Annotated in this window: 23 protein-coding genes; 13 read left to right on the forward strand and 10 right to left on the reverse strand. The window is 71.6% G+C overall.

Features of this window, described 5'->3' with window-relative positions; genetic code table 11:
* Positions 1-124: 124 nt before the first annotated feature.
* The gene (locus ACFXDE_RS39410; RefSeq protein WP_380439019.1) at positions 125-1,333 is read right to left on the reverse strand and encodes a D-alanyl-D-alanine carboxypeptidase family protein; all 1,209 of its coding nucleotides are present in this window, start codon (positions 1,331-1,333) and stop codon (positions 125-127) included.
* 141 nt (positions 1,334-1,474) lie between these two features.
* Between ACFXDE_RS39410 and ACFXDE_RS39415 the strand changes: the two genes are divergently transcribed.
* The gene (locus tag ACFXDE_RS39415; RefSeq protein WP_380439021.1) at positions 1,475-1,732 is read left to right on the forward strand and encodes an SCO4848 family membrane protein; all 258 of its coding nucleotides are present in this window, start codon (positions 1,475-1,477) and stop codon (positions 1,730-1,732) included.
* Positions 1,733-1,793: 61 nt separating this feature from the next.
* Here ACFXDE_RS39415 and ACFXDE_RS39420 read toward each other — a convergent pair whose 3' ends face one another.
* The 4 genes from ACFXDE_RS39420 to sdhC are packed head-to-tail and all read right to left on the reverse strand — an operon-like array spanning position 1,794 to position 5,238.
* Complete coding sequence (locus tag ACFXDE_RS39420; RefSeq protein WP_329927597.1) at positions 1,794-2,564, reverse strand: succinate dehydrogenase iron-sulfur subunit; 771 nt, start codon at positions 2,562-2,564, stop codon at positions 1,794-1,796.
* Positions 2,564-4,306, reverse strand: a complete 1,743-nt coding sequence (gene sdhA / locus ACFXDE_RS39425; protein WP_380499132.1) for a succinate dehydrogenase flavoprotein subunit — start codon at positions 4,304-4,306, stop codon at positions 2,564-2,566. The genes ACFXDE_RS39420 and sdhA overlap by 1 nt, the downstream gene beginning before the upstream one ends.
* Before the next feature lie 51 nt (positions 4,307-4,357).
* Complete coding sequence (locus tag ACFXDE_RS39430; RefSeq protein WP_380439028.1) at positions 4,358-4,849, reverse strand: succinate dehydrogenase hydrophobic membrane anchor subunit; 492 nt, start codon at positions 4,847-4,849, stop codon at positions 4,358-4,360.
* A gap of 8 nt (positions 4,850-4,857) precedes the next feature.
* Positions 4,858-5,238, reverse strand: a complete 381-nt coding sequence (gene sdhC / locus ACFXDE_RS39435) for a succinate dehydrogenase, cytochrome b556 subunit (protein ID WP_218198520.1) — start codon at positions 5,236-5,238, stop codon at positions 4,858-4,860.
* Between the two features lie 253 nt (positions 5,239-5,491).
* Between sdhC and ACFXDE_RS39440 the strand changes: the two genes are divergently transcribed.
* Positions 5,492-6,265, forward strand: a complete 774-nt coding sequence (locus tag ACFXDE_RS39440; RefSeq protein ID WP_380499133.1) for a hypothetical protein — start codon at positions 5,492-5,494, stop codon at positions 6,263-6,265.
* A gap of 53 nt (positions 6,266-6,318) precedes the next feature.
* On the opposite strand, the gene ACFXDE_RS39445 is transcribed toward ACFXDE_RS39440, so the two are convergent.
* The 3 genes from ACFXDE_RS39445 to ACFXDE_RS39455 all read right to left on the reverse strand — a co-directional run bounded on the left by ACFXDE_RS39445 (position 6,319) and on the right by ACFXDE_RS39455 (position 9,558).
* On the reverse strand, positions 6,319-6,804 hold the full coding sequence (locus tag ACFXDE_RS39445) for a 2-oxo-4-hydroxy-4-carboxy-5-ureidoimidazoline decarboxylase (protein ID WP_380439032.1): 486 nt from the start codon (positions 6,802-6,804) through the stop codon (positions 6,319-6,321).
* Positions 6,805-7,101: 297 nt separating this feature from the next.
* Positions 7,102-8,748 carry an alpha/beta hydrolase gene (locus ACFXDE_RS39450; RefSeq protein ID WP_380499134.1) on the reverse strand — a complete coding sequence of 549 codons (1,647 nt, stop codon included), beginning with the start codon at positions 8,746-8,748 and terminating at the stop codon, positions 7,102-7,104.
* 69 nt (positions 8,749-8,817) lie between these two features.
* Positions 8,818-9,558: an SDR family oxidoreductase gene (locus ACFXDE_RS39455; protein ID WP_380439036.1), complete on the reverse strand. Its 741-nt coding sequence runs from the start codon at positions 9,556-9,558 to the stop codon at positions 8,818-8,820.
* A 149-nt stretch (positions 9,559-9,707) separates the two neighbouring features.
* Between ACFXDE_RS39455 and ACFXDE_RS39460 the strand changes: the two genes are divergently transcribed.
* The 8 genes from ACFXDE_RS39460 to ACFXDE_RS39495 all read left to right on the forward strand — a co-directional run bounded on the left by ACFXDE_RS39460 (position 9,708) and on the right by ACFXDE_RS39495 (position 20,130).
* Positions 9,708-11,297, forward strand: a complete 1,590-nt coding sequence (locus ACFXDE_RS39460; protein ID WP_380439038.1) for a methylmalonyl-CoA mutase — start codon at positions 9,708-9,710, stop codon at positions 11,295-11,297.
* A 184-nt stretch (positions 11,298-11,481) separates the two neighbouring features.
* Positions 11,482-12,735: an amidohydrolase gene (locus tag ACFXDE_RS39465; RefSeq protein WP_380499135.1), complete on the forward strand. Its 1,254-nt coding sequence runs from the start codon at positions 11,482-11,484 to the stop codon at positions 12,733-12,735.
* Between the two features lie 254 nt (positions 12,736-12,989).
* Positions 12,990-14,051 (forward strand): BMP family protein, encoded by a 1,062-nt coding sequence (locus tag ACFXDE_RS39470; protein WP_380439042.1) that lies wholly within the window; start codon positions 12,990-12,992, stop codon positions 14,049-14,051.
* Positions 14,052-14,357: 306 nt separating this feature from the next.
* Complete coding sequence (locus ACFXDE_RS39475; protein ID WP_380439043.1) at positions 14,358-15,938, forward strand: ABC transporter ATP-binding protein; 1,581 nt, start codon at positions 14,358-14,360, stop codon at positions 15,936-15,938.
* Between the two features lie 5 nt (positions 15,939-15,943).
* Complete coding sequence (locus ACFXDE_RS39480; protein WP_380439046.1) at positions 15,944-17,101, forward strand: ABC transporter permease; 1,158 nt, start codon at positions 15,944-15,946, stop codon at positions 17,099-17,101.
* Positions 17,098-18,366 carry an ABC transporter permease gene (locus ACFXDE_RS39485; protein ID WP_380439048.1) on the forward strand — a complete coding sequence of 423 codons (1,269 nt, stop codon included), beginning with the start codon at positions 17,098-17,100 and terminating at the stop codon, positions 18,364-18,366. Before ACFXDE_RS39480 ends, ACFXDE_RS39485 begins: the two co-directional genes overlap by 4 nt.
* Complete coding sequence (locus ACFXDE_RS39490; protein ID WP_380439050.1) at positions 18,363-18,755, forward strand: cytidine deaminase; 393 nt, start codon at positions 18,363-18,365, stop codon at positions 18,753-18,755. Before ACFXDE_RS39485 ends, ACFXDE_RS39490 begins: the two co-directional genes overlap by 4 nt.
* Before the next feature lie 97 nt (positions 18,756-18,852).
* On the forward strand, positions 18,853-20,130 hold the full coding sequence (locus ACFXDE_RS39495; RefSeq protein ID WP_380499136.1) for a thymidine phosphorylase: 1,278 nt from the start codon (positions 18,853-18,855) through the stop codon (positions 20,128-20,130).
* Positions 20,131-20,298: 168 nt separating this feature from the next.
* Here ACFXDE_RS39495 and ACFXDE_RS39500 read toward each other — a convergent pair whose 3' ends face one another.
* Together ACFXDE_RS39500 and ACFXDE_RS39505 are read right to left on the reverse strand one after the other, a co-directional pair.
* Positions 20,299-20,853 carry a Uma2 family endonuclease gene (locus ACFXDE_RS39500; RefSeq protein WP_380499137.1) on the reverse strand — a complete coding sequence of 185 codons (555 nt, stop codon included), beginning with the start codon at positions 20,851-20,853 and terminating at the stop codon, positions 20,299-20,301.
* 26 nt (positions 20,854-20,879) lie between these two features.
* Entirely contained in the window at positions 20,880-22,157 is a 1,278-nt protein-coding gene (locus ACFXDE_RS39505) for an MFS transporter (RefSeq protein WP_380499138.1), read from the reverse strand.
* Positions 22,158-22,249: 92 nt separating this feature from the next.
* On the opposite strand from ACFXDE_RS39505, the gene ACFXDE_RS39510 reads away from it, so the two are divergent.
* From ACFXDE_RS39510 to ACFXDE_RS39520, 3 genes are all read left to right on the forward strand, one after another.
* Positions 22,250-23,221 (forward strand): LysR family transcriptional regulator, encoded by a 972-nt coding sequence (locus ACFXDE_RS39510; RefSeq protein ID WP_380499139.1) that lies wholly within the window; start codon positions 22,250-22,252, stop codon positions 23,219-23,221.
* A 190-nt stretch (positions 23,222-23,411) separates the two neighbouring features.
* Positions 23,412-24,569, forward strand: a complete 1,158-nt coding sequence (locus ACFXDE_RS39515; protein WP_380439060.1) for an adenosine deaminase — start codon at positions 23,412-23,414, stop codon at positions 24,567-24,569.
* A 225-nt stretch (positions 24,570-24,794) separates the two neighbouring features.
* The gene (locus ACFXDE_RS39520; protein ID WP_380499140.1) at positions 24,795-25,169 is read left to right on the forward strand and encodes an ATP-binding protein; all 375 of its coding nucleotides are present in this window, start codon (positions 24,795-24,797) and stop codon (positions 25,167-25,169) included.
* The last annotated feature ends 49 nt before the right edge of the window (positions 25,170-25,218 follow it).

A 25,218-nucleotide genomic window follows, 5' to 3' on the forward strand; every position in this document is an offset into this window, starting at 1 on the left:
CGGCCGCCGGCGGGCGCGGGCCCCCCCCAACCCGGCCTACGGGGGGGGGGGCCCGGGCCGGCGGCGCCGCGGGGGGGGGCCGGCCCCGGGGGTTGAGGCCGGGCCGCCGCGGGGCGACGCCGCGTCAGCCGCCGTCGGTGGGAGCGGCCGTCCGGCGCTTCAGCACCACCAGGGCCCCGGCCCCGGCCACCGCCCCGACGACGATCGCGAGCCAGCCGCCGACACCGATCCCGTCGTCCCCGTCCTTCGAACCGGCCGCCGCGACCCCGGACGCGGCCGCCGACGGGTGCGGCGGCGGCGCGGGCGTCCCGTCCCTGCCGCCCGCCTGGCCGGTGGGCTGCTCGGCGCCGGGCTGCTGCTCGTCCACGAGCCTGCCGACCGGCTGCACCTTCCCGGCCGCGGCGAAGCCCCAGTCCAGCAGCGCGGCCGTCTCGTCGTAGACCTTCTGGTACGACGCCGGGTGCATCACCGTCACCAGCAGCGTGCGGCCGTCGCGCTCGGCGGCGCCGACGAAGGTCGAGCCGGCGTTGGTCGTGGTGCCGTTCTTCACCCCGATCAGGCCCGGGTACTTGCCCAGCAGCCGGTCGGTGTTGGCGATGCCGAAGCTGCCGCGCTGGCCGGTGTTCTTGTCCACGGCGCCCGGGAACATCGCGTCCCGGGTGGCGCAGTAGCCCCGGAAGTCCGCGTTGCGCAGGCCGGCCCGCGCGAACAGGGACAGGTCGTAGGCCGAGGAGAGCTGGCCGTCCATGTCGTAGCCGTCCGGGGAGATCACCTTGGTGTCCCGCGCCTGGAGGGCCTCCGCCCGCGACTGCATCTCGGCGACGGTCTGCGGAACGCCGCCGTTCATGTGCGCGAGGACGTGCACGGCGTCGTTGCCCGAGCTGAGGAACACGCCGCGCCACAGGTCCTCGACCCGGTAGTCCAGGTTCTCCTTGATGCCGACCAGGCTGCTGCCGGGACCGATCCCCTGGATCTCCTCGTCCGCGACCCGGTGGACCGCGTTGCGGTCGAACTTGGGCAGCACGGTGTCCGCGAAGAGGATCTTCAAGGTGCTGGCCGGCGGCAGCCGCAGGTGCGGGTTGTAGGACGCGAGGACCTCTCCCGACGCGGCGTCGGAGACTATCCAGGACTGGCCGGTCAGATCCCCGGGCAGTGCCGGAGCGCCGGCCATCGGCGAGACCTGGACCCCGGACTGGCCGAGCCGGTCGCCGCCGACCACGGTCGGCGGAGCCGGCGCGGAGGGGGCCGCGGCCGCCGCCGGAGCGACGAACAGGGCCGGCAGCACGGCGGTGGCGGCGAACAGGTGCGCGAGCTTGCGAGGGCGTGCGATCACCCGCCGACCGTACCCACTCGGGACCCCCGCCGTGCGCCACACCGGCAAGGTCCTCCGCAGGAGGGGCCGGCCGTACGCCGATCGGCAGCCCGCGCATACTGGGGGTGCACACCGCCTCCACACCGCCGCCGAGGACCCCGCATGAAGCTCAGCCGCCGCACCTCCTGGTTCCTGACCGCCTTCGGCGTCTGGTCGGTCGTCATCTGGACCACCTTCGTCAAGAACCTGTGGAAGGACTCCGGCGGCCAGGCCTTCGTCAACGGCGACCACTCCCAGCCCACCGCCTTCTTCTGGATCCACCTCCTGCTCGCCGTCACCTCCTTCTGCCTCGGCATCGCCGTCGGCACCATCGGCCTCCGCGGCCTGCGCGCCACCCGCCGCACCCCGGCCACCGACTGAGGAACGCCGAAGGCCCCGTCCGGTTGGTCGGACGGGGCCTTCGGCGTGTGTCAGGCGGGGATCAGAAGCGGCGGGTGACCAGCGCCCGCTTCACTTCCTGGATCGCCTTGGTGACCTCGATGCCACGGGGGCAGGCCTCGGAGCAGTTGAAGGTGGTGCGGCAGCGCCACACGCCCTCGCGGTCGTTGAGGATCTCCAGGCGCTGCTCGGCACCCTCGTCGCGCGAGTCGAAGATGAAGCGGTGCGCGTTGACGATGGCGGCCGGGCCGAAGTACTGGCCGTCGTTCCAGAAGACCGGGCAGGACGACGTGCACGCGGCGCACAGGATGCACTTGGTGGTGTCGTCGAAGCGCTCGCGGTCCTCGGCGGACTGCAGGCGCTCGCGGGTCGGCTCGTTCCCCTTGGTGATGAGGAACGGCATGACGTCCTTGTACGCCTGGAAGAACGGGTCCATGTCCACGACCAGGTCCTTGAGGACCGTGAGGCCCTTGATGGCCTCGATCGTGATCGGCTTCTCCGGGTTGACGTCCTTGATCAGGGTCTTGCACGCCAGCCGGTTGCGGCCGTTGATCCGCATCGCGTCGGAGCCGCAGATGCCGTGCGCGCAGGAACGGCGGTAGGTGAGGGTGCCGTCCTGCTCCCACTTGATCTTGTTGAGCGCGTCCAGGACGCGCTCCTTCGGGTCCATCGTGAGCTGGTAGTCGACCCACACCGGGTCCGGGTGCTCCTCCGGGTTGAACCGGCGGATCCGGAAGGTGACGGTGATCAGCTGAGTGGCACCGCTCTCGGCCGCGTCCAGAGCGGCCGAGTGCTCCACGGTCGGAGTGCTCATCAGTACTTACGCTCCATCGGCTGGTAGCGGGTCGTGACGACCGGCTTGTAGTCGAGGCGGATGGAGGTCGTGCCGTCGGCGGCGACCTCCTGGTACGCCATGGTGTGCTGCATGAACTTCACGTCGTCACGGGTCGGGAAGTCCTCGCGGTAGTGGCCGCCGCGGGACTCCTCGCGGGCCAGCGCGGAGACGGCCAGCACCTCGGCCAGGTCGAGCAGGTTGCCCAGCTCGACGGCCTCCAGGAGGTCCGTGTTGTAGCGGAAGCCCTTGTCCTGGATGGAGACGTTCTTGTAGCGCTCCTTCAGCGCGGCGATGTCCTCGACCGCCTGCTTCAGGGTGGCACCGGTGCGGTACACCATGGCGTTGGCGTCCATGGTCTCCTGCAGCTCCTTGCGGATCTGCGCCACGGACTCCTCGCCGGTGGCCTCGCGCAGGCCGTCGACCAGGGCCTGGACCTTCTCGGCCGGGTTCTCGGGCAGCTCGGTGAAGCCCACCGTCTGCGCGTAGTCGGCGGCGGCGATGCCCGCGCGCTTGCCGAACACGTTGATGTCCAGCAGCGAGTTGGTGCCCAGGCGGTTGGCGCCGTGCACGGACACGCACGCGACCTCGCCGGCGGCGTACAGGCCGGGGACGATGTCGGTGTTGTTGCGCAGGACCTCACCCTCGACGTTGGTCGGGATGCCGCCCATGGCGTAGTGCGCGGTGGGCTGGATCGGGATCGGGTCCGTGTAGGGCTCGATGCCGAGGTAGGTGCGCGCGAACTCGGTGATGTCCGGCAGCTTGGCGTCCAGCTGCTCCGGCGGCAGGTGGGTGAGGTCCAGGTAGACGTGGTCGCCGTCCGGACCGCAGCCGCGGCCTTCGCGGATCTCGGTGTAGATCGCGCGGGAGCAGACGTCACGGGACGCGAGGTCCTTCATGACGGGGGCGTAGCGCTCCATGAAGCGCTCGCCGTCCTTGTTGCGCAGGATGCCGCCCTCGCCGCGGGCGCCCTCGGTGAGCAGGATGCCCATGCGCCAGATGCCCGTCGGGTGGAACTGGAAGAACTCCATGTCCTCCAGCGGCAGGCCGCGGCGGTACACCAGGGCCTGGCCGTCACCGGTGAGGGTGTGGGCGTTGGAGGAGACCTTGAAGAACTTGCCGGTGCCGCCGGAGGCGAACACGACCGACTTGGCCTGGAAGACGTGGATCTCGCCGGTGGCCAGCTCGTAGGCGACGACGCCGGCCGTCTTGCCGTCGTTGATCAGCAGGTCGAGGACGTAGAACTCGTTGAAGAACTCGACGCCGTGCTTGACGCAGTTCTGGAACAGCGTCTGGAGGATCATGTGGCCGGTGCGGTCGGCCGCGTAGCACGAGCGGCGGACCGGGGCCTCGCCGTGGTTGCGGGAGTGACCACCGAAGCGGCGCTGGTCGATCCGGCCCTGCTCGGTGCGGGAGAAGGGCAGGCCCATCTTCTCCAGGTCGAGGACGGCGTCGATGGCCTCCTTGCACATGATCTCGGCGGCGTCCTGGTCGACCAGGTAGTCACCGCCCTTGACCGTGTCGAAGGTGTGCCACTCCCAGTTGTCCTCCTCGACGTTGGCGAGGGCGGCGCACATGCCGCCCTGGGCCGCGCCGGTGTGGGACCGGGTCGGGTAGAGCTTGGTCAGGACCGCGGTGCGGCTGCGCTGCGTCGACTCGATGGCCGCGCGCATGCCGGCGCCACCGGCGCCGACGATGACGGTGTCGTACTGGTGAATCTGCATGGGGGGTTAACTCGCCTCTGGCCTCTGCCGATGGTCGATGGTGCTCGCGGCTCAGATGTTGGGGTCGAAGGTGAAGATCACCAGGGTGCCCAGCAGCACGGTGAAGACCGTGGCGGTACCCATGAGCCCCTTGAGCCAGAGCCGGGTCGAGTCCTTCTCGGCGTAGTCGTTGATGACCTGACGCATGCCGTTGGCGCCGTGCAGCATGGCGAGCCAGAGCATCGTGAGGTCCCAGACCTGCCAGAACGGCGAGGCCCAGCGGCCGGCCACGAAGGCGAAGCCGATCTTGGAGACGCCACCGTCGAGCACCAGCATGATCAGCAGGTGGCCGAGGATCAGCACGACCAGGACGATGCCGGACAGGCGCATGAAGAGCCAGGCCAGCATCTCGAAGTTGGTCCGGGTGCGGCGCGGCGTCCTCTTGGTCCGCTTGCGCGGCGGCTCGATGACGAACGCGTCGGCCGGGTTCCCGGTGCCGAGGCCCTTGCCGGTGTGCGCCTGGTTGGAGGGGACCACCAGGGCGTCGGAGATTTCCGTGGACATCAGTCAGCTCACTTCCCGAACCAGTCGACCAGCGTGTGCTGCAGGATCGGGTAGAAGGCGCCGGCCATCAGGACGACCCAGACTCCGACCACCGTCCAGAGCATCTGCTTCTGGTACTTCGGGCCCTTCGACCAGAAGTCCACGGCGACGACCCGCAGGCCGTTCAGGGCGTGGAACAGGATGGCGGCCACGAGGCCGTACTCCATCAGGTTCACGAGGGGAGTCTTGTACGTCTGGATGACGGTGTCGTACGACTCCGGCGACACTCGCACCAGTGCGGTGTCCAGGACGTGGGCGAACAGGAAGAAGAAGATGAGGACGCCGGTGACTCGATGAGCCACCCAGCTCCACATGCCTTCCCGGCCGCGGTACAGCGTTCCAGCCGGCACGGAAAAACCCTCCGGAAGCGATTGGGGGCTCGGCCGGCTTCGGTGTCGGTCAGCCCGGCCGGGTACGGTCCACCGGCCGCGAGCATCCTATCGACGCCGTATCGGGAACCGCCTCCGGGGGCCCCAGGTGTGATCAATCAGGCACGACTGGCCTAGTTCGGCGGGAACCGGACCCCCGATGGGGACTCTGGGTGATCGGGCGATTGCGCTACGGTGTCGCATCCGCCACCGCCGACACCCTTCTGAGGCATCTGTGCCGCATCGTCCCCGACCGTCCGTCGTCCCCCTCCTCTGTGCGCTGGCGCTCGCCGCGGGCTGCACCACGGTCGGCGGGCCGTCCGACGACCGGGCCGCGCCGGTGCACGAACTGTCCGCGGCCGAACTGCGGACGGCCGCAGTGACCGATGCCGACCTCGGCGCCGGCTACGCGGTGACGGTCATGACGCCCGGTCACGGTGACACCGGGCAGGGCTCCGGGCGGGAGACGTCGGACGTCCCGGCCTGCCAGCCGCTGCTGGACGCCGTGGCACCCGGCGGTGGTGCGGGCCCGGGCGCGGCCTCGCCCGGTGCGGGGCTGCCGTACGCGGAGACCGATCTGAGCGTGGCCCGGGCGGCCGACCCCGCGGGCGCGGCGTACGGCGCCCTGGTGGGCTACCGCTCGGGGCGGGCCGCGCAGGTGCAGGCGGAGCTGGAGAAGCTGTTCGGCCCGTGCGCCGTCTTCACCTCGACGGCGCCGCCGCCACCGGCGGAGCGGGGGAAGAAGGGGGCGCAGTCGACGCACACCCGGCACCGGCTGGCCCAGGCCGACACGCCCACGCCCGAGGGAGCGGACGCGGCGACCGGATTCACCCTCACGAATGAATCGGGTACGGCCGTGCTGTCCCAGCGTGCCGTGCTGACCCGGGTCGGTCCCGCACTCGCGGTGTTCACGACCTTCGGCGTCTCCTCCGAGCCGGCCGCGGCGCCGGACGAGCGGATCGTGCGGCAGCAGGTGGCGAAGCTGCGGGCGGCCCAGACCGGGAAGTGAGGGGCCGCCCGGACGGGTCGGCGGGGGGGCGGGGGTCGACGCGGGCCGGCGGCTCAGTGCGCGCCGGCCTCCGAATGGGTGGCGACGAGGTGCTCCAGCCGGGTGAGGGCGATCCGGCGCAGCTCGTCGGCCGCGACCAGGCGCTCCTCGTCCGGGTCGTTGGCGAGCCGGGTGCGGATCGAGGAGAGCACGGTGTCGAGCATCTCCTCGGGCGCGACGCCCTCCAGGCAGACCACGAAGACGTGGCCGAACCTGGCCTCGTACGCGGCGTGGGCCGCCCGCAGCGCGGTGTGCGCCGCCTGGCTGCCCGGGGCCCGCATGCCGAGCAGTGGCTGCGGCATCCAGCTCTCGTCGGCCAGGGCCTCGGCGAGGTCGGCAGGGCGGAGGTCGTAGGAGGCCTCGCTGGCGGCGGCCAGCAGGGACTCTATGTCGGGGTACGGCCGGTGGGCGGTGAGCCGCAGGGCCCAGCGGTGGCTGCCGCAGCAGGCCAGCAGGGCCTCCTCGGCGGCGCCGGCGTCGGCCTCGTTGAAGCGGTGCAACCCGAGGAGGGTCGGCTCGGAACTGGGATCGAGCCGCTGTGGCGGGATGTCGCTGGCCAGCGGGTCCTCCTCGTGAGGGCGGGAAGGTGGCCGGTGAAGGGTCCGGGTGGAGCAGGTGAAGTATGGGGCCGCGGGGTGGCGTCCTGAGCCTGCCGGGCAGCGGCTCAACGGTAGTTGAGCGCTCATCAGTTGGGGAGGGCGCACGCGGATTTCATCCGAACGAGCTATCAAGTTGTGACGTTGACACCTTCGCGTCAGCGCCCTCCCCGTCTTCGTCTGCTAGAGGGCCGCGGACGCTCAGGTGCAGCGCGTCCCGGCGGCCGGCATCGTGCCCGCGGTCAGGTAGGCCTCCAGGGCCTGGTCGATGCAGGCGTTGCCCTTGCCGAACGCGCCGTGGCCCTCGCCCACCCGGGTCAGCAGGGTGGCATCGGCGAAGCCCTTGGCCAGCGCCTCGGCGGCGGCGTACGGGGTGGCCGGGTCGCCGGTGGAGCCGACGACCAGGATCGGGTCGGCGCCCTCGGCCCGGATGGTGTGCGGCTTCTCGGGGCTCCGGAACGGCCAGCCGTTGCACGAGGACTCGGTGAAGTCCTGCACGTCGACGCCCTTGGTGAGCAGCGGGGCCTGCTCCTGGAGCTGCTTGACGGCCTGCTGGGCGCGCTCGGCCGTGGGGGCCGGGGCGGAGCCGTCGGCGCAGGAGATCGCCGCGTGCGCCTCCTCCATCGGGGAGTAGTGGCCGTTCTCGTCGCGCTCGTCGTAGTCGTCGGCGAAGGCGAGCAGGACGTCGCCCTTGTCGTTCTTCATCGCGACGGAGAGCGCGACGCGCAGGTACTGCCAGGTGCTGTTCTCGTCGCCGTAGAGCGCGCCGCGCACGCCCGTCCAGGCGAGGTCGCTGCCGACCTTGCGGCCGTCCTTGGTGGGCAGCGGGTGGTCGCGCAAGCCGTCCAGGAAGTCGGCGGCCTTCTTGGCGGCCTGGCCCGAGTCCTTGCCCAGCGGGCACTCGGCCGCGTGGTTGTCGACGCAGTCGGCGGCGAAGCGCTCGAAGGACTTCTCGAAGCCGGCCTGCTGCTTGACGACCGAGTCGAGCTCGTCGGCGGCGGGGTCGACGGCGCCGTCCAGGACGAGGCGGCCGGCGTTCTTCGGGAACTCCTCGGCGTACAGCGAGCCGAGGTAGGTGCCGTAGGAGACGCCCAGGTAGTTGAGCTTCTTGTCGCCGACGGCGGCGCGCAGTACGTCCATGTCGCGGGCGGAGTTGCGGGTGCCGACGAAGGCCAGCAGCTTGCCGGACTTGGCCTGGCAGGCGGCGATGAACTCGGCGTTCTGCTGGTCGGACTGGGCCTTGCGGGCGGCCGGGTCGAGCGGCGAGTCGACCTGGGCCTCGGCGTCGCGCCGCTTGTCGTCCAGGCAGGTGATCGGGGAGCTGCCACCGGTGCCGCGCGGGTCGAAGCCGACCACGTCGAAGCGGCTGTGCAGGGTGCCGGCGAAGTCCTTGGCGCCGTACTTGACCATCTCGACGCCGGAGCCGCCCGGGCCGCCGGGGTTGACCACGAGCGAGCCGATCCGCTGGTCGGGCTTGGTGGCCGGGTACTTGACGAGCGCGAGGTCGAGCGCGTCCTTGGCCGGGTCGGTGTAGTCCAGCGGGACGTGCAGCTTGCCGCACAGCATGGCGGAGACGTCGGCCTTGGCGTCCGCGGCCTTCGGGTCCGGCGGGCAGGGGGCCCAGGTGATCTGCTGGGCGTAGAAGGGCTTGAGCGCCGGGTCGTCCGCCCCGGTCGGCTTCGGCGTCGGGGTGGCCGTCGCGGTGGTGGCGGCGGCGGACGCCGGGCTGCCGGCGGCCTTGTCCTGGGCCGTCGTGGCGGTGTCGTTGCAGGCGGAGGTGAGGAGCAGGGCGCCGGCTGCCAGGGCGGTCAGCAGGACCCGTGGGCGGGCGGCCCGGTTGATGTTCATCGCACGTGTGTATCACTGCCGGGTCACACCGTTGATCAACGGGTGCCGGGCTGCCCGCCGGGGCTCTGATCAGGCGCGATGCACCTTGTGGTTGGCGGCCTGGGCACGCGGGCGGACGACCAGCAGGTCGATGTTCACGTGCGACGGGCGGGTGACCGTCCAGGCGACGGTGTCGGCGACGTCCTCCGACGTCAGCGGCTCGGCGACGCCCGCGTAGACGGCCTCCGCCTTCGCCTCGTCGCCGCCGAAGCGGGTGAGCGCGAAGCCTTCGGACTTCACCATGCCGGGGGCGATCTCGATCACCCGGATCGGCTCGCCGCACAGCTCCAGCCGCAGCGTCGCCGCGATGGTGTGCGCGGCGTGCTTGGCCGCGACGTACCCGCCGCCGCCCTCGTACGCGGCCAGCGCGGCGGTCGAGGAGAGCACCAGCACGGTGCCGTCGCCGGTGGCGCGCAGGGCGGGCAGCAGGGCCTGCGTCACGTGCAGCACGCCGAGCACGTTCACCTCGTACATGGCGCGCCAGTCGGCCGGGTCGCCGTGCTCGACCGAGTCGGCGCCCAGCGCCCCGCCGGCGTTGTTCACCAGGACGTCGACCCGGCCGACCTCGGCGGCGAAGGCGTCCACGGCCGCCCGGTCGGTGACGTCCAGGGTGAAGGCCCGGCCGCCGATCTCCTTGGCGAGCGCCTCGACGCGCTCGGTGCGCCGGGCGGTCAGCACCACGTCGAAGCCCTCGGCGGCCAGCCGGCGGGCCGTCGCCGCGCCGATCCCGCTGCTGGCACCGGTGACCACGGCCACCTTCTGCTCGGTCATTGCCACTCCCTGGGGCTCGTCGATGAAGAGGTACGCACTTCGGTCGTAGGTCCGATCATCTCAATCGCGTCGGCTCCCCGTTCTCCGGCCCGGCAGGCCCTACATTGCGAGCGACGAGCCCCAGCCCGCCGATCCCCGTGGAGGGACCCATGGCAGCCGAGCCGCGCCGTGCCGAGTCAGGCTTCCCGATCGAGCCGCTGTACGGACCGGAGGCGCTGGCCGGGTGGGATCCGGGCAGCCGGCTCGGGAGACCGGGGGAGTTCCCGTACACCCGGGGCGTCTACCCGTCGATGTACACCGGCCGGCCGTGGACGATGCGCCAGTACGCGGGCTTCGGCACCGCGGCCGAGTCCAACGCCCGCTACCGGCAGCTGATCGCCGGCGGCGGCACCGGGCTCTCGGTGGCCTTCGACCTGCCCACCCAGATGGGCTACGACTCGGACGCGGCGCTCGCCGCCGGGGAGGTCGGCAAGGTCGGGGTGGCCGTCGACAGCGTCGAGGACATGGCGGTGCTGTTCGACGGGATCCCGCTGGGCGAGGTGTCCACCTCGATGACCATCAACGCGCCGGCCGGCCTGCTGCTGCTCCTCTACCAACTCGTCGGCGAGGCCCAGGGGGTGGCGCCGGACCGGCTCACCGGGACGATCCAGAACGACGTGCTGAAGGAGTACATCGCGCGCGGCACCTACATCTTCCCGCCCGCCCCCTCGCTGCGGCTGGTCGCGGACGTGTTCCGGTACTGCCGGGCGGAGATCCCGCGCTGGAACACCATCTCGATCTCCGGCTACCACATGGCCGAGGCCGGGGCCGGTCCGGCGCAGGAGATCGCCTTCACGCTGGCCAACGGCATCGCGTACGTGCGCACCGCGCTCGCCGCCGGGATGGCCGTCGACGACTTCGCGCCCCGGCTCTCCTTCTTCTTCGTGGCCCGCACCACGCTGCTGGAGGAGGTCGCCAAGTTCCGCGCCGCGCGCCGCATCTGGGCCCGGGTGATGCGCCAGGAGTTCGGCGCCCGGGACCCCCGCTCGCAGATGCTGCGCTTCCACACCCAGACCGCCGGGGTGCAGCTCACCGCCCAGCAGCCCGAGGTGAACCTCGTCCGGGTCTCGGTGCAGGCGCTCGCCGCGGTGCTCGGCGGCACCCAGTCGCTGCACACCAACAGCTTCGACGAGGCGATCGCGCTGCCCACCGAGAAGGCCGCCCGGCTCGCCCTGCGCACCCAGCAGGTCCTCGCGTTCGAGACCGACGTGACCGCCACCGTCGACCCGTTCGCCGGCTCCTACGTCGTCGAGTCGCTGACCGACGAGGTGGAGGCCGCCGCCCTCGCCCTGATGGCCCGGGTGGAGGAGCTGGGCGGTGCGGTGGCCGCGATCGAGAGCGGCTACCAGAAGGCGGAGATCGAGCGCACCGCCTACCGCGTCCAGCAGGAGACCGACGCCGGCGAGCGGACGGTGGTCGGCGTCAACCGCTTCCAGCTGGACGCCGAGGAGCCGTACCAGCCGCTGCGGGTGGACCCGGCGATCGAGCGGCAGCAGGCCGGGCGCCTCGCCCGGCTGCGCGCCGAGCGCGACGCGAGCGCGGTGGACCGGACGCTGAACGCGCTGCGTCGGACCGCCGAAGGAGGGGAGAACGTGCTCTATCCCATGAAGGACGCGCTGGCGGCCCGCGCTACCGTCGGCGAGGTGTGCGACGCGCTGCGCGAGGTGTGGGGCACGTACGCGCCGGTGGAACGCTTCTGACTATCCGTCAAACACGCAAAGGCCGTGACCGCCGCCCCGGGTGATCGTTGCACAGGACAAGCAACCCGGGGAAGGCGGCTGAAACGAGATGTCATACCCACCTGTCCGGCCGGTATGCGCCCATCCGGGGACTAATTTTCCGGAAGTCGGGCCAAGAACCCCCGACAGGCCTATCCTTGGGGAGATGAACCGTCCTGAGCCCGCTCAGCCGGGCGCCACTCTGTCCGCTGCCCGTCCCGCCGCCGAACTGCGCGCCCGGGTCAGGAGGCTGGAGCCAGAGCTGATCGCCTTCCGCCGCGATCTGCACCGGCACCCGGAGCTGGGCCGCCAGGAGTTCCGCACCACCGGCCTGATCCGCGACCGGCTGGTGGCGGCCGGTCTCACCCCCCGGGTGCTGCCCGGCGGCACCGGCCTGATCGTCGACATCGTCCCCGCCGGGACGGCCCCCGGCACCGGGATCCTCGCCTTCCGCGCCGACATCGACGCGCTGCCGATCGACGACGCCAAGACCGACGTCCCCTACCGCTCGACCGTCCCCGGCCGGGCCCACGCCTGCGGCCACGACGTGCACACCGCGGTCGTGCTCGGCACCGCGCTGGTGCTGGCCGACGCCGCCCGCAGCGGCGAGCTGCGCCGCCCGGTCCGGCTGGTGTTCCAGCCGGCCGAGGAGGTCATGCCCGGCGGCGCGCTGGACGTCATCAAGGCCGACGGGATGGACGGCGTCGAGCGGATCTTCGCCGTGCACTGCGACCCGAAGGTCGAGGTGGGCCGCATCGCGCTGCGCACCGGGGCCATCACCTCCGCCTGCGACCGCCTGGTGCTCCACCTGGACGGCCCCGGCGGGCACACCGCCCGGCCGCACCTGACCACCGACCTGGTGACCGCGATCGCCCGGATGGCCGCCGACCTGCCGGCCGCGTTCGCCCGCCGGATGGACCCGCGGTGGGGCGTCAGCCTGGTCTGGGGCCGGATCGCCTCCGGCTCCGCGCCCAACGTCATCCCGCAGCACGCCGAACTGGAGGGCACCATCCGCTGCCTGGAGCTGGACGGCTGGCGGGAGGCGCCGGACGTCCTGCACGACCTGATCGCCAAGGTCGCCGAGACCTACCGGGCGAAGTGGACGCTCGACTACCACCGCGGGGTGCCGCCGGTGGTGAACGAGGCGGTCTCCGTCGCCCTCCTGGACGAGGCCATGACGGCCCGGTTCGGCCGGGGCGGCGAGCAGGTGGTCGAGAGCACCGAACAGAGCCTGGGCGGCGAGGACTTCTCCTGGTACCTGGAGCACGCCCCGGGCGCGCTGGCCCGGTTGGGCGTCCGCGCCCCCGGCGACACCTCCGTCCGTGACCTGCACCAGGGCCGCTTCGACGTGGACGAGCGGGCGATCGGGATCGGTGCGGAACTGTTCGCGGCGCTGGCGCTGGAGGCCGACGGGAGCTGACCCGCATCCGCGCGCGTGCGGCCGTCGCGTGGCGGAGACGTCGGGATCCGGGGTTTCGGCGCAGTTCCGTAAACTGGAGCGCACCAGTTCCGGATCACCGTCCGCGCACGGGAAATGGGCCTCGGGGCGACCGTCAGACCACGGTTTGATAACAACCCGAATGCTCCGGCACCCCGTAACACAACCGTGTTCTACGCGCGTTACGGTGGCGTCCGACCACGCTAATCGGGTGCGTGTGAGAAGGAGAAACTCCCTTGCGCCGTTCAATGAAGCTCGCCGCGGTTGTGCTCTCGGGTTCCCTGGGCATGGCCTCGCTCGCCGCTTGCGGCGCAAAGAGCACTGACAACACCTCCTCCGGCTCGTCCTCCGACGGCGGCCTCAAGGTCGGTATGGCCTACGACATCGGCGGCCGTGGCGACCAGTCGTTCAACGACTCCGCCGCCCGCGGTCTCGACAAGGCCAAGTCCGACCTCGGCGTCTCGGTCACCGAGGCCGAGGCCAAGGCCGGCGAGGCCGAGGCGGACAAGGAGACCCGCCTCAAGAACCTGATCGACGCCGGTTACAAGACCGTCATCGCGGTCGGGTTCGTGTACCAGCCGGCCGTCAACAAGATCGCCAAGGACAACCCGGACGTCAAGTTCGCGATCATCGACTCGCACGACGACGCCCAGCCGGCCAACGTCACCTCGCTCGTCTTCGCCGAGCAGGAGGGCTCCTACCTCGCCGGTGTGGCCGCCGCGCTGAAGACCAAGACCAAGCACGTCGGCTTCATCGGCGGTGTGCAGACCGAGCTGATCAAGAAGTTCGAGGCCGGTTACCGCGCGGGCGTCAAGTCCGTCGACCCGCAGATGCCGGTCGAGGTCACCTACCTCACCACGCCCCCGGACTTCTCCGGCTTCGCCTCGCCCGACAAGGGCAAGGAGGCCGCGCAGGGCCAGCTCGACAAGGGCGCGGACGTCATCTACTCCGCCGCCGGCTCCTCCGGCAACGGCGCCATCGAGGCCGTCGCCAACAAGCAGGGCGCCCTGGCCATCGGCGTCGACTCCGACCAGGCCACCCAGCCGGCCCTGGCGAAGTACAAGAACAGCATCCTCACCTCGATGGTGAAGAACGTCGACAACGCGGTGTTCTCGTACATCCAGTCGGTCAAGCAGGGTGCCCCGTTCACCGGCACCAAGCTCTTCGACCTGAAGGCCGACGGTGTCCAGCTCGCCACCACCGGTGGCAAGATCGACGACATCAAGACCCAGCTGGACGCCGCCGCCAACGCGATCAAGACCGGCGCCACCACCGTCCCGACCGCGCCCGCCCAGTAAGGCGCCGCGCGGCCCGGACGTCGTAGCGGCTGCCGCCTGCCCGGCAGCGCGATGATGGGCACAGCAACACGGGAGGGGCCCGGCAGGGTGCGCTCAACGCGTACCCCCGGGCCCCCTTCCGTCCCCCCTCACTTCCCCGTTCCCCCCTTTTGGCCCTCCCAGCGCAACGACGCGCCTCCAGACCACCAGGAGATCGCCATCACCGCATCCGACCCCGTCCCCCTGCGCAAGGACGGAACCCCCAGCGCGGGGACGGCGACCACGGCCGTCGAACTGCGCGGTATCACCAAGCGCTTCCCCGGAGTCGTGGCCAACCACGACATCAACCTCACCGTCCGCGGTGGCACCGTGCACGCCCTCATGGGCGAGAACGGCGCCGGCAAGTCGACGCTGATGAAGATCCTCTACGGCATGCAGAAGCCGGACGAGGGCACCATCGCGATCAACGGCGAGCAGTGCGAGTTCAATTCCCCGGGCGACGCCATCGCCCGCGGCATCGGCATGGTGCACCAGCACTTCATGCTCGCCGACAACCTCACGGTGTGGGAGAACGTCGTCCTCGGCGGCGAGAGCCTCTACGGCATCGGCGCCAAGGCCAAGGCGAAGATCAAGGAGATCTCCGACCAGTACGGTCTGGGCGTGCGCCCGGACGCGCTGGTCGAGGACCTCGGCGTCGCCGACCGCCAGCGCGTCGAGATCCTCAAGGTGCTCTACCGCGGCGCCCGGATCCTGATCCTCGACGAGCCCACCGCCGTCCTCGTCCCGCAGGAGGTCGACGCGCTGTTCGACAACCTGCGGGAGCTGAAGTCCGAGGGCGTCACCGTCATCTTCATCTCGCACAAGCTGCACGAGGTGCTCGCGGTCGCCGACGCGATCAGCGTCATCCGCCGCGGCACCACGGTCGGCGACGCGGACCCGAAGTCCGTGACCGCCCGCCAGCTCGCCGAGATGATGGTCGGCGCCGAGCTGCCCTCCCCGGAGAGCCGCGAGTCGACCGTCACCAGCACCGAGATGCTGGACGTCCAGGGCCTGCGGATCGCCAAGACCGACGCCGAGGGCATCGAGCGCGTCGTCCTCGACGACATCTCGCTGACCATCCGCAAGGGCGAGGTCCTCGGCATCGCCGGTGTCGAGGGCAACGGCCAGGCCGAACTGGTCGAGGCCATCATGGGCATGCTCCCGCTGGACGCCGGCACCGTCACCCTCGACGGCAAGGACCTGTCCGGCAGCCTCACCCGCGCCCGTCGCGAGGCCGGCATCGGCTACATCCCCGAGGACCGCCACCGCCACGGCCTGCTGCTGGAGGCCCCGCTCTGGGAGAACCGGATCCTCGGTCACGTCACCGAGAAGCCGAACTCCAACGGCCCGCTGCTCGACCCGGCCGGGGCCCGGCAGGACACCTGGCGCATCGTCCGGGAGTTCGACGTCCGCACCCCGGGCATCGAGGTCACCGCGGCCTCCCTCTCCGGCGGCAACCAGCAGAAGCTGATCATCGGCCGCGAGATGGCCCACGAGCCCAAGCTGCTGATCGCCGCGCACCCCACCCGCGGCGTGGACGTCGGCGCGCAGGCGCAGATCTGGGAGCACATCCGGGTCGCGCAGCGCAACGGCCTGGCCGTGCTGCTGATCTCCGCCGACCTGGACGAGCTCATCGGCCTCTCCGACACCATCCGGGTCATCTACCGCGGCCGCCTGGTCGCCGACGCCGACCCGGCCACCGTCACCGCCGAGGACCTGGGCACCGCGATGACCGGTGCGGCCCGCGGCCACCTGGAGTCCGACCCGGAGGCCGTCGCCGCCGCGCAGGCCGTCGCGGCCGAGGGCACCACGGTCGAGGACGCGCACCCGCACACCGACACCGCCGACGACGCCGAGGCGGGGGAGTAACCCACATGACCAGTCCCAACCCCCCTGCCGCCAAGCGCAGTCTGGCGCAGCGGATCAGCGGTGAGCGGATCGTGTTCGCACTGGCGGCGCCGGTGCTCGCGGTCCTGCTCTCGGTGACGATCTGCTCGATCCTGCTGGCGACCTCGGGCAAGAACCCGTTCGACGCGTGGAACGTGATGATCACGTACGCCACCAAGTCGGACGGCCAGGTGGCGATCCTCAACCGGGCCACCACCTACTACCTGGCCGCCGCGGCCGCCGCGTTCGGGTTCCGGATGAACCTGTTCAACATCGGCGTCGAGGGCCAGTACCGCGTCGCGGCGCTGTTCACGGCGTACGTCGGCAGCCAGATCGACCTGCCGTCGTTCATCCAGATCCCGCTGCTGCTGATCACCGCCATGCTGGCCGGTGGCCTGTACGCGGCGATCGCCGGTGCGCTGAAGGTCTTCCGCGGCGTCAGCGAGGTCATCGCGACCATCATGCTGAACGCCATCTCGATCGCGATCGTCGGTCTGCTCCTCGTCCCGGGCATCTTCGCCCCGAAGGTCAGCAGCACCAGCAACTCGATCCAGACCAGCCCGGTCTCGCAGTCCAGCCACTTCTTCTCGATCAACACGGCCGGCGGCGACCTCTGGGGCTTCCTGTTCATCGCGATCCTGGTCGGCGTGGTCTTCCAGTTCGTGCTGACCCGCACCCGCTTCGGCTTCGACCTGCGCGCCACCGGCCGCTCGGAGAGCGCCGCGACCGCGTCGGGCGTGAACGTCAAGCGGATGGTCATGATCTCGATGGCCGTCTCCGGCGCCATCGCCGGTCTGATCGGCCTGCCCGAACTGCTGCAGAACTCGTTCTACTTCGGCCAGAGCTTCCAGGCCGGTCTCGGCTTCCTCGGGATCTCGGTCGCGCTGCTGGGCCGCAACAGCCCGCTCGGCATGGCCTTCGCGGCGCTGCTGTTCGCGTTCCTGGACGCCACCGGCTCGCAGCTGCCGCTGAACGGCGGATTCCCGTTCGAGATCGTCGCGGTCATGCAGGGCACCATCGTCATCTGCGTCGTCGTCGCGTACGAGCTCGTGCGCCGCTACGGCCTGAAGCGCCAGCAGCAGAAGGTCGGCGCCCAGCTCGCCGCCCAGCTCGCGGCCACGGAGAAGAAGGAGGTGTCGGCATGAGCACGGCCACCGCTGCCGCTCGTCCCAAGGCGCCCGGTGCGCCCGCCAAGAAGCGCAAGCTGTCCTGGCCGGTCGTGCTGCTGCTGATCGCCGGCGCCCTCGCGCTCTTCTCCGCCGTGGGCATGGCCACCGGCAACCACTCGCTGACCTCCTCCGGTCAGATCACCGCCGCGCTCAGCGCCGCCGTGCCGATCGGCATGGCCGGTCTCGGCGGTCTGTGGTCCGAGCGGGCCGGCGTGGTCAACATCGGCCTCGAAGGCATGATGGTCGCCGGCACCTTCTGCGGCGCCTGGGCCGGCTACCTGGTGAACCCGTGGGTCGGCCTGCTGGCCGGCATGGCCGGCGGCGCCCTCGGCGGCCTGCTGCACGCGGTCATCACCGTCACCTTCGGCGTCGACCACATCGTCTCCGGCGTCGGCATCAACCTGCTGATCCCCGGCATCTGCGCGTACGTCAACCGGATCTACTACAAGGACTACGTCGCCGTCGGTGCCGGCGCCAACCAGTCCCCGCCGGCCGACCCGCTGCCGTACATCACCATCCCGGGTCTGTCGCCCTGGCTGGACGGCATCGAGAAGCACCACTGGTTCTTCGTCTCGGACGTCGCCGGCGTGGTCGGCGGCATGGTCACCAACATCTCGGTGGTCGTGGTCCTGGCCGGTGCGCTGATCGTGGTCAGCTACTTCGCGCTCTGGCGCACGGTGTTCGGCCTGCGACTGCGCTCCTGCGGTGAGAACCCGACCGCGGCCGAGTCGCTGGGCGTCAACGTCTACAAGTACAAGTACCTGGCGGTCATGGCCTCCGGCGCCTTCGCGGGCCTCGGCGGCGCGTACCTCTCGCTGGTCGCCGCGCACTTCTACAAGGACGGCCAGACCAACGGCCGCGGCTTCATCGGCCTCGCGGCGATGATCTTCGGCAACTGGATGCCGGGCGGGCTCTCCATGGGCGCCGGGCTGTTCGGCTTCACCGACAGCCTCCAGCTGCGTGACCCGCAGTCGGTGCACGTGCTGATCCTGACCGTCTCCATCGCGATGGGCCTCCTCGCGCTGTGGCAGCTGTACCGCCGCAAGTACACCGCCGTGGTGATCTCGCTGGTGGTCGCCGGCGGCCTCGGCGCCTGGTACGCGCTCACCGACGAGGTGCAGCGCCCGCTGATCGTCGCGACGCCGTACGTGATCACCCTCGTGGTGCTCTCGCTGGCCTCGCAGCGCCTGCGGATGCCGAAGGCGGACGGCCAGATCTACCGCAAGGGCCAGGGCAAGTGACGGCCCCCGTGATCGACTGGGAGCGGCTGCGCGACGCCGCGCGCGAGGCCATGACCCGCGCGTACGCGCCGTACAGCAAGTTCCCGGTCGGCGCGGCCGCGCTGGTGGACGACGGGCGGCTGGTCACCGGCTGCAACGTCGAGAACGCCTCGTACGGGCTCGGACTGTGCGCCGAGTGCGGGCTGGTGTCCGCGCTGCACGCCAGTGGCGGCGGCCGGCTGACCGCGTTCACCTGCGTGGACGGCTCCGGCGAGCTGCTCATGCCGTGCGGGCGCTGCCGCCAGCTGCTGTACGAGCACGGCGGGCCCGACCTGCTGGTCGACCTGGCCTCCGGCGTGAAGCCGATGAGCGAGGTCCTGCCCGACGCGTTCGGGCCGGAGCGGCTCTAGCATCTGCATTTGTTACGCGCGTAGAGTGTCGCGAGTGGGCCGCAACCCGGTCATCTCGCGACACTCTTCGCTTTTTGAATCCCCTCTTGGAGCACGCATGGACGCCATCTCCGTCATCAGGACCAAGCGCGACCGCGGAGAGCTGAGCGACGCTCAGATCGACTGGGTCATCGACGCCTACACCCGCGGCGAGGTCGCCGACGAGCAGATGTCCGCCCTGGCCATGGCCATCCTGCTGAACGGCATGAAGCCGCGCGAGATCAGCCGCTGGACCGAGGCCATGATCCGTTCCGGCGTCCGGATGGACTTCTCCTCGCTCCCGCTGCCCACCAGCGACAAGCACTCCACCGGCGGCGTCGGCGACAAGATCACCCTCCCGCTCGCCCCGCTCGTCGCCGCCTGCGGCGCCGCCGTCCCGCAGCTCTCCGGCCGCGGCCTCGGCCACACCGGCGGCACCCTCGACAAGCTGGAGTCCATCCCCGGCTGGCGCGCGCTGCTCTCCAACGACGAGATGATGGACGTCCTGCGCGGCGCCGGCGCCGTCATCTGCGCCGCCGGCGACGGCCTCGCGCCCGCCGACAAGAAGCTGTACGCGCTGCGCGACGTCACCGGCACGGTCGAGGCCATCCCGCTGATCGCCTCCTCGATCATGTCCAAGAAGATCGCCGAGGGCACCGGCGCGCTCGTCCTCGACGTCAAGGTCGGCTCCGGCGCGTTCATGAAGAACCTCGACGACGCCCGCGAGCTCGCCCGCACCATGGTCGGCCTCGGCACCACCGCCGGCGTCAACACCGTCGCCCTGCTCACCGACATGTCGACCCCGCTCGGCCTCACCGCCGGCAACGCGCTGGAGGTCCGCGAGTCGGTCGAGGTGCTGGCGGGCGGCGGCCCGGCCGACGTCGTCGAGCTCACCCTCGCGCTCGCCCGCGAGATGCTCGCCGCGGCCGGCGTGCACGGCAAGGACCCGGCGGACGCGCTGCGCGACGGCTCGGCGATGGACCACTGGCGCCGCATGATCACCGCCCAGGGCGGCGACGTCGACGCGGCGCTGCCGGTCGCCCGCGAGCAGCACGTCATCCCGGCCCCCGCCTCCGGCGTGCTCACCACGCTCGACGCGTACGCCGTCGGTGTCAGCGCCTGGCGCCTGGGCGCCGGCCGCGCCCGCAAGGAGGACCCGGTGCAGGCCGGCGCGGGCATCGAGATGCACGCCAAGCCCGGTGACACCGTCGTGGCCGGCCAGCCGCTGCTGACCCTGCACACCGACACCCCCGAGCGCTTCGAGTACGCCATCGAGGCCCTCGCCGGCGGCATCGAGGTCGCCCCCGAGGGCACCGCGTTCACCGCGAACCCGATCGTCCTCGACCGGATCGCGTAGTCGTGCGGAGGGCCCTGGCGGAGCGGTGCCGCCAGGGCCCTTCTCGTTCTCCGCTGTGCGGCGACTGTTCGGCCGCGGCGAGGACGGTCTTGAGGAAGGTGGCCGTGGCGGATTCCGCTGCTGTTTGTACGAACTGACCGAAGGAGCCTACGGCAGGTCGGGCGGGTGTCAGCCGTAGGTGAGCAGACCGCTGGTGTCGAGGGTCCAGGGGCCGACGGTGATCTTGTCTCCGAAGTTGAACTTCTCGCGGGACTCGTAGCCGGGCTCCGAGTGCACGATGCCGGTGCCGTCGCGGGGATCGATGATCAGGTAGAACGGGATGCCCATGGCCGAGTAGTCGCGGACTTTGTTGTGGTAGTCGTTGTTGGGGTTGGACTTGGAGACGATCTCCACGACGAGCAGCACCTCGTGCGGGAGAACTGCCGGCTGCTCCCCCTCCAGGGTCGCTTCGGGGAAGACCATCACGTCCGGGTTGCGTAGCTGGCCGAGCCCCGCGTCCTCAAGATCCGCGCCGTGGTAGGCGATGTGGCCGGGATTCGTGTCCGGCAACTGGGCATTGAGCTGTCGGGAGATGCGCAGCACGGCGAGTTCGTGGCGCTTCACCGGCGACATCATCATCACGATCGCGCCGTTGGCGATTTCGATCTTCCCTATTCCCGGAATCTGGGGCAGTTGGTCGGCGATCTCCCGCAGCCGGGCGTACGTAGCCGGATCGATGCTCATGTTCCGGAGTCTATCGGCGCCGACTGTCAAGAGCTCGGGACTGCTCGGCGGGTGGTATATGCCTGCCGGGTGGCGTAGAGGGTGACGGCGGCGGCGAGGGTCATGGCGGTGAGGCCGACGGTGGCGGCGCCGGGCCAGCCGGTGGCGTGGTAGGCGTCGGCGCCGATCGTGCCGCCGAGGCTGTTGCCCAGGTAGTAGGCGATCAGGTAGAGGGCGGAGGCCTGGGCGCGGCCCTCCGTCGCGGTGCGGCCGACGGCGGACGAGGCGGTGGCGTGGCCGGCGAAGAAGCCGGCGGTGATCAGGACCAGGCCGAGCAGGGCGCAGACCAGGGAGTCGGCCAGGGACAGCAGGAGCCCGGCGGCGGTCACGCCGATGGAGACGTAGAGGGCGCCGCGCCGGCCCAGGCGGCCGGAGAGCCGGCCGGCGGCGGCCGAGGTGCCGGTGCCGACCAGGTAGACGACGAAGATCGAGGCGGCGACCGACTCCGGCAGGTGGAAGGGGGCGCCGATCAGCCGGTAGCCCACGGTGTTGTAGACCGCGCCGAACACGGCCATGAACAGCAGCCCGAGCGCGTACAGCCGGACCAGCAGCGGGTTGCGCAGGTGCCGTCCGACGGTCCGGGCGAGGGCGCGCGGGTCCACCGGGGCCGGGGTGAAGTGCCGGGCGGCGGGGATGAGCAGCCGGAACGCGAGCACCGCGAGCAGCGCGAGGACGGCGGAGGCGGCGAGGCCCCAGCGCCAGCCGAACGCGGCGGCGGTCCAGCCGGACAGCAGCCGGCCGCCCATGCCGCCGATGCTGTTGCCGGCCACGTACAGGCCCATCGCGGAGGCCAGCGCGCTCGGGTGGACCTCCTCGGCGAGGTAGGCCATCGCCGTGGCGGGGAGCCCGGCGAGGGCGGCGCCCTGGAGGACGCGCAGGACCACGAGCGTGGTGAGGTCGGGCGCGAACGGCAGGGCGAGGGCGAGGGCGGAGGCGGCGAGCGTGGAGGCCGTCATCACGGCGGTGCGGCCGTACCGGTCGGACAGCGCGCTCGCGGGCAGGAGTCCGAGGGCGAGTCCGAGGGTGGCGGCGGAGGCGGTCCAGCTGGCCTGACCGGGCGTGAGGTCGAGGTCGGCGGAGAGGACCGGCAGCAGGCCCTGGGTGGAGTAGAGCAGGACGAACGTGGCGACCCCGGCGGCGAACAGGGCGAGGTTGGCGCGGCGGAACGCGCGCTGGCCGGGGCGGTGGCGGTCGTCGTGGGTCGGGACGCGGGCGGCGGAGGCATCCGGGGCGGGCACGGATGCCCTGGTATCGGCGGGCTGCATGAAGTCGACGTTAGGCCTGCCGGGTTGATGCGTCCAATGCATGAACACGGGATGATCGATGCACTGGCGCATGAGTCGAGGATGGTGGCGGGATGACCGCGGAGGAAGCGGCGAACGGCACGGAGCAGCCCCGGTACCGGCCGGCCGAGCTGGGGCCCGGCCTGCCGGCCGTCCAACTGGCGCCGCGGCTGGCCCAGTTCGCGGCCGTGGCCCGGCTGGAGCACGTGACGCAGGCGGCGGCGGTGCTCGGCATGCCGCAGCCGACGCTGTCGCGGTCGGTGGCGCGGCTGGAGGAGGAGCTGGGGGTGGAGCTGCTGGCCCGTCAGGGCCGGACGGTCCGGCTGACCAGGGCGGGACGGCTGCTGCTGGCCTCGGTGGAGCGGGCGCTGGCCGAGGTCGAGCGCGGCGCCGAGGCGGCCCGGGCGGAGGCGGACCCGTCGGTCGGGCGGGTGGCGTTCGGCTTCCTGCACACGATGGGGACGGACGCCGTCCCCGCGCTGCTGCGGGACTTCCGGGTGGCGCACCCGCAGGTGCGGTTCCAGCTGGTGCAGGACTACGTCGGCGCGATGCTGGAGCGGCTGCTGGACGGCGAGCTGGACCTGTGCCTGGTGGCACCGCTGCCCGACGACCCGGCCTTCGCCGCCCGCCCGCTGGACGAGCAGCGGCTGCACCTGGTCGTCCCGGCGGACCACCGGCTGGCCGGGCGGCGGCGGATCCGGCTCGCGGAGGTGGCGGAGGAGACGTTCGTCGGGCTGGAGGAGGGGTACGGGCTGCGGGCGATCACGGACGGGTTCTGCGCGGAGGCCGGGTTCGTGCCGCGGCTGGCCTTCGAGGGGGAGGAGGCGGAGACGCTGCGCGGGCTGGTGGCGGCCGGGCTCGGGGTGGCGCTGCTGCCGCCGGCGCTGGTGCCGCGGCCGGGGGTGGTGGAGCTTGAGGTGACTGCGCCGCGGACCCGGCGGGCGATCGGGCTGGCCTGGGCGGCGGGGCGGCCGCTGACGCCGCCGGTGCGGGCGTTCCGGGACTTCGTGCTGTCGCGGCGCGGGCGGCTGCTCGAACACGACTGAAACCCGCGGATTCCCGCGCTGAACCGCGGGGCGGAGTGCGGCGAACTCCGCGGGAGGGGGGTTGCCGATCTCGCTTTGTCCCGGGATATGGGACGGGACTGACCCGAGCGGTGGAATTCCCGGTGGACTTTCGGCGAACCGGCCGTGTGGGGAGTGGTGGGTCTACGCGCGTAGGGTCTATATTTCCGCAATGGAGAAGCAGATCCCTGTCACCACCGCGGGCACCGGCCCGCGCATCCCCACCCCCGACCAGATCCGCCGCGCGCCGAAGGTGCTCCTGCACGACCACCTCGACGGCGGGCTGCGCCCGGAGACCATCGTCGAGCTGGCCGCCGCCGTCGGCTACGCGGGCCTTCCCACCACCGACCCCAAGGAACTCGGCGAGTGGTTCCGCGAGGCCGCCGACTCCGGCTCGCTCGTCCGCTACCTGGAGACGTTCGCGCACACCTGCGCGGTCATGCAGACCCGGGACGCCCTGATCAAGGTCGCCGCGGACTGCGCCGAGGACCTGGCCGCCGACGGCGTCGTCTACGCCGAGGTCCGCTACGCCCCCGAGCAGCACCTGGAGGCCGGCCTGAGTCTGGACGAGGTCGTCGAGGCCGTCCAGGAGGGCTTCCGCCTCGGCGAGGCCAACGCCCGCGCGGCCGGCCACCGCATCCGCATCGGCACCCTGATCACCGCGATGCGGCACGCCGCCCGCTCGCAGGAGATCGCCGAGCTGGCCAACCGCCACCGGGACTCGGGCGTCGTCGGCTTCGACATCGCGGGCGCCGAGGCCGGCTACCCCCCCACCCGCCACCAGGCCGCCTTCGACTACCTCAAGGGCGAGAACAACCACTTCACCATCCACGCGGGCGAGGCCTTCGGCCTGCCGTCGATCTGGGAGGCCCTGCAGTGCTGCGGCGCCGACCGGCTCGGCCACGGCGTGCGGATCGTCGACGACATCACGGTGAACGAGGACGGCAGCGTCGAGCTCGGCCGCCTGGCCGCGTACGTGCGCGACAAGCGCATCCCGCTGGAGATGTGCCCGACCTCCAACCTCCAGACGGCCGCCGCGGTCTCGTACGCCGAGCACCCGATCGGGCTGCTCAGCCGGCTGAAGTTCCGGGTCACCGTGAACACCGACAACCGCCTCATGAGCGGCACCAGCATGAGCCAGGAGTTCGGCCACCTGGTGGACGCCTTCGGCTACACGCTGGGCGACATGGAGTGGTTCACGGTGAACGCGATGAAGTCGGCGTTCCTGCCGTTCGACGAGCGGCTCGCGATGATCAGCGACGTGATCAAGCCGGGCTACGCCGAGCTCAAGGCCGAGTGGCTGTTCAGCACGGGCGGCGGCCAGGGCTGATCGGGTCCGGAGCGGCCTGGGGGTGAGTCCCGGATGAACGCCGCTGCCTCGCAGGGCAGTTGGCGTTCATCCGACTACTCACTCGGGTGAGTGAACGCCTTTTGGTCCTCGCACGACCGGCTCACTACGGTGTGCCAGTCATCGCCGACAGGCCGTGGCGGACGCTCGGCCGTCCGTTCCCGCGTGTCGCGTCGGCCACCGACGAGGACTCAAGGGGACGAATTCATGAAGCAGGCTCTCAAGGCCGCCGGCACCGCGGCGCTCGGCATCGCCATCGCAGCGGTCGGCGTCGGCACCGCGTCCGCGGACGCCCCCGCGCCCGGCGGCGTCGGGCTGCCCACCACGGCGCTGCAGAACCCCGCGGTCACCGGCGCGGTCACCGACACCGCCAACAAGCTGCCCGGCGGCGACAAGGTCACCGGCACCCTCGGCCCGCTGGCCCCGAGCGCCGGGCAGGCCGCCCCCGCTCCGGCCGCCCCCGCGGAGGCCGCTCCGGTCGCCGGCGTCACCCAGACGCGCGCCGCGGTGCCGAGCATCCCCGGCCTCGACAAGACCCCCGTCGGCGGGCTGACCGGCGCCCTGCCGGGCCTCGGCGGCTGACCGTTCCACCCGCACGGCGACGGGCCGCGCACCCCGGTGATCCCGGTGG

Source organism: Kitasatospora sp. NPDC059408 (assembly GCF_042751525.1).
GTDB lineage: Bacteria > Actinomycetota > Actinomycetes > Streptomycetales > Streptomycetaceae > Kitasatospora.